Origin of the sequence: Vibrio sp. L85, from assembly GCF_963871815.1 — a bacterium.
GTDB lineage: Bacteria > Pseudomonadota > Gammaproteobacteria > Enterobacterales > Vibrionaceae > Vibrio > Vibrio harveyi.
In genome coordinates, this window is sequence record NZ_CAWMYL010000248.1 from 1 (window position 1) to 3,856 (window position 3,856).

The 3,856-nt window shown below is 42.7% G+C and carries 4 protein-coding genes; 2 read left to right on the forward strand and 2 right to left on the reverse strand.

Features of this window, described 5'->3' with window-relative positions; all coding sequences use genetic code 11:
* The first annotated feature begins 93 nt into the window (after positions 1 to 93).
* A complete protein-coding gene (locus tag AACR11_RS28045) occupies positions 94 to 261 on the forward strand; it encodes a Hok/Gef family protein (RefSeq protein WP_017818204.1) in 168 nt (55 codons plus the stop codon).
* Between the two features lie 566 nt (positions 262 to 827).
* Entirely contained in the window at positions 828 to 2,300 is a 1,473-nt protein-coding gene (ltrA, locus tag AACR11_RS28050; RefSeq protein ID WP_033002774.1) for a group II intron reverse transcriptase/maturase, read from the forward strand.
* 202 nt (positions 2,301 to 2,502) lie between these two features.
* On the opposite strand, the gene AACR11_RS28055 is transcribed toward ltrA, so the two are convergent.
* Complete coding sequence (locus AACR11_RS28055; protein ID WP_017818202.1) at positions 2,503 to 2,955, reverse strand: hypothetical protein; 453 nt, start codon at positions 2,953 to 2,955, stop codon at positions 2,503 to 2,505.
* Positions 2,939 to 3,283, reverse strand: coding sequence for a hypothetical protein (locus AACR11_RS28060; RefSeq protein WP_017818201.1), 345 nt, complete (start codon positions 3,281 to 3,283; stop codon positions 2,939 to 2,941). Before AACR11_RS28060 ends, AACR11_RS28055 begins: the two co-directional genes overlap by 17 nt.
* Positions 3,284 to 3,856: the final 573 nt, after the last annotated feature.

A 3,856-nucleotide genomic window follows, 5' to 3' on the forward strand; every position in this document is an offset into this window, starting at 1 on the left:
AGCCCCGAAAGTTAATGTTATTAACCAACGAGGCCAAGTCATGAATCTGAACAGTTCTGATTATAGCCTCTTCACCGTAGGAGGCAATGAAAAATGCCAAAAAGTAAAACCGCCTTAGCGGGATTAGTAGTGATTTGTATCACTGTGTTGGTGGGACTATGGCTTGTCCGCGACTCACTTTGTGAGGTGCGTTACAAGGATGAACACACCGACTTTCTGGCACGCTTCGTTGTCTACGAAACTATGGTGAGTGCGACGTGAGGTCGTATAAAGTGCTGTTCACCAACTCAAGAGTGAACCATCTGTATCACCAGATGACCCTAGGACTCTGAATAAAGAAGCGAGTCTGACAACGTAGCAAAGTTAGAGCGTAATCTAACGGGGTAAGAATCGTGAGACGACAACCCTCCTAATAACCACAAATTGGGTGAGCGCTAGGGAATTGGCATGACGAACACATGTGAATCTACGTAAGGTGCGTGATGTTTCGAGCAGCGGAAGTGGTTAACACGCTGTAGCCAAAAGGCATAGGGGGTGGAAAGATATTTCACTATGCTCTTTCGTGATCAATAACCCCTCGCATTATAGTAGGCGTCTAAACCAATATTGCACAATATACGGAACACGGTAAGCCTGTATTACTCCCGCAAGGGAAAGTTATTCGTGAGGATAACCGATGGTGGTGCAGGTATAGGAGGTTGGAGAAAGCAAATGTCACATTGTAATGATGTGAATACAAACTGATGTTTGGCACGAAAGTGAGCCCACTTCCAACTGGTCTCTCGTTGCAAGATAATCTGAAGAACTTTATTCAAGAGGAAACGCAAATGGTGATTTCAAAAGAAATTAGTGCCTCCTCTGACAGCGAGCAATGGCAGTCAATTGACTGGAAAACCGTTGAAACGCAGGTTTTAAAGCTTCAAATGCGTATTGCAAAGGCAACTCGGGAAGGTAAGCATGGTAAAGTAAAATCTTTGCAATGGATACTCACCCACTCGCGTTCAGCTAAATTACTGGCTGTTAAGCGCGTGTCTCAAAATAAAGGTAGTAAAACGCCAGGCATTGACGGAGTTCTCTGGGATACAAATGCTCGTCGAATGAAAGCAACACGACAACTAACACGAAAAGCTTATAAAGCTAAACCTCTCCGACGTATCTACATCCCCAAAAAGAATGGTAAGCATAGACCATTAGGAATCCCTTGTATGCTCGATAGAGCACAGCAAGCGCTCTACTTGCTAGCTTTGGAGCCAGTGTCTGAATCGATTGCCGACCCAAACAGTTATGGTTTTCGACCTAAGCGCAGTACTGCTGATGCGGTAGCACAATGTTTTAAATGCTTATGTAAGAAAAATGCAGCTCAATGGATTCTTGAAGGGGATATACAGGCGTGTTTTGACAAGATAGGTCATCAATGGCTACTCCAGAACATTCCTATAGATACGAAAATGTTGAGGCAATGGCTTGACTGTGGATTTATGGATAAGGGGCTGTTTTACCAGACAGAAGAGGGAACACCACAAGGTGGTATTATTTCACCAACGTTGATGTTACTTACTTTGGCTGGATTAGAGCAGCACATAAAATCCACAATTCGTAAAACAGGTTGTAGAGTTAATTTCATTGGATACGCAGATGATTTTGTCATCACTGGTAGCTCGAGAGAAGTTCTCAACAATGTAGTTAAACCCCTGATAGCTGACTTTCTAAAAGTTCGAGGGCTGACACTCTCTGATGAGAAAACACATGTTACTCATATTCAAGACGGATTTGATTTCCTAGGCTTTAATATTAGGAAGTACAACGGTAAATTACTCATAAAACCAAGCAAATCCGCAGTCTTGCAATATCTGAGTAACGTAAGAGATCTTGTGAGAAAACACTCGAATATACCGGTCAACGACCTAATCAGGATGTTGAACCCAAAACTACGAGGCTGGGCGAACTATTATCGCCACTGTGTAGCAAAACGAACTTTTTCTTATGTAGACAATCAAGTTTATCTAGCGTTATGGCGATGGGCAATAAGGCGTCACCCTAACAAAGGTAGAAGATGGATCGCACAGAAATATTTTCTAAACCGTAAAGGGCAATGGCAATTTCATGGCTGGACGAAGAATCTAGGAATGGACTGCCAAGTCAATCTAGTTAGAACTGCCCAAATGCCGATCGAACGGCATATAAAAGTCAAAAGTGCAGCAACTCCTTACGATCCTGAATATAAAGCTTACTTCCATAAGCGAAAACAGGTTAGGATATGCCGCAACACTTGGCTTGCTCCTGTCTTAGCTCCTTTATAAGTTGCTGGGTATCGAAAGATGCTTTTGCTGAGGCTTGAGCCGTATGCAGTGAAAGTTGCACGTACGGTTCTTAGGAGGATGACACTTGGTAACAAGTGTCATCTATCCGACAGTAAGCTGGACGGGGAGAAGGTTACAGGAGCCTTCTCCCTGATTCAGTATTGTGAAGATACAGGCCAACGAGCACCCATATTTCGCTTCACTACATAGCTGGATACAACCCTTTGTCTTGTAAGGCGTAGCGCAAATTAAAAGGCTGCTTGATCCTCTCTGCTAGCTGGGTCAGTTCTTTTTTGTCTAAATGTTGGACTCTATCCGAAGCCAGTTCCTCAAGCGGAGTTAAATCGACTGAATAGTAATTTAGCTTTTCTAGATTGCCCTCTGCCATCAACGCTTTTTTTAGTTTAGCTGTTGCGTCTTTCATGCATTGCCTATCGGTATAATTAGCGAGATATCCAATCGTCGTCTTTTTATCATCATTGTTTAATGAGTCAAACCATAACGAGCTAGGGATCGCCATTCTGTTTTCATTCGCAACCCCTTCGCAGTAATCAAACCTTTCTTGCCACTGCTTTTCCGCCGTACCACTATCTAAAGCAGAAGAACAGCCAAACAAAAGAAGACTTAACGCGATCGCTTTACTTGGATACTTCACTAACGCAATTCCAAAACTTCCGCTCTTCACCATACGTGTAAATCTCCTGTTCATATGCAATGTTGAATATTTTATTCCGTGTAAATTGCGATGCACCCAGCATTGCCCCACCAAACGTTTCCCAATCATATTCTCTGATGGTCACAAACTTCTCAAAAGCGCTAGTAGTGACGCTTGGAGTTCCGAAAATATTATAGAAAGGAGTAGAAGCTAACGCGCCATTAAGTAAGTTGCCAGACTCCATAATACCTTTGATGTCGGCGACGGCACGCCTGCTCTTTTCGCTAAGTTTTAGGTTGTTAATATCACATACGCCTAGCTTTGCCATTTCGTTGTTGTCCTATTGGAGGGTAAAACTAGGTTTATACAGATTTGGAAAAACTGAGTCATTACTGCTTATGTGATGGTCTGCATACTTTTTCAAGAACCGCTGAAATCACTAGTAAATTTGACTTTTTAAAGTGGTAATCACCCTGTAGCTGCGATAGCAGTCAGCAAAGGGCAACCTCGTTATTGTCCTGACGTAATAGTAATTCAGGAGGAAAGTGATCGTTTTAAGGATTAGAGGGCAAAATCGAGGCAAAATAAAAGCGCATCACAAGTACTTAACATTTGGACGAAAACTGTAATTAACTTTCAGAATAATTCTGGGCGTTTTGGGGAGAGGAAGATGCCACTTTCAGACCGTCTATTGCGTTTGCCGTCCATGGAGCCTAAAAGTGGCATCAAATTTGTCAATTTAACATATGATCCGTAATGCGAATCTAGAAATGTACGCCCCTGTCAGCGCAGGTTTAAGATGTCACATTCCTCCAACTTAGAAATGTCACATTAAGTGTAGAATCCGCACCTTAGGTGTACGCCCCCGATAGTAATGTCCGGTTTGACCCATTTAGAAATG

Excerpts from the sequence above, each read along its gene's own strand:
- AACR11_RS28045 (WP_017818204.1), top strand. The coding sequence starts at position 94 with ATGCCAAAAAGTAAAACCGCCTTAGCGGGATTAGTAGTGATTTGTATC.
- ltrA (WP_033002774.1), top strand. The coding sequence starts at position 828 with ATGGTGATTTCAAAAGAAATTAGTGCCTCCTCTGACAGCGAGCAATGG.
- AACR11_RS28060 (WP_017818201.1), bottom strand. The coding sequence starts at position 3,283 with ATGGCAAAGCTAGGCGTATGTGATATTAACAACCTAAAACTTAGCGAA.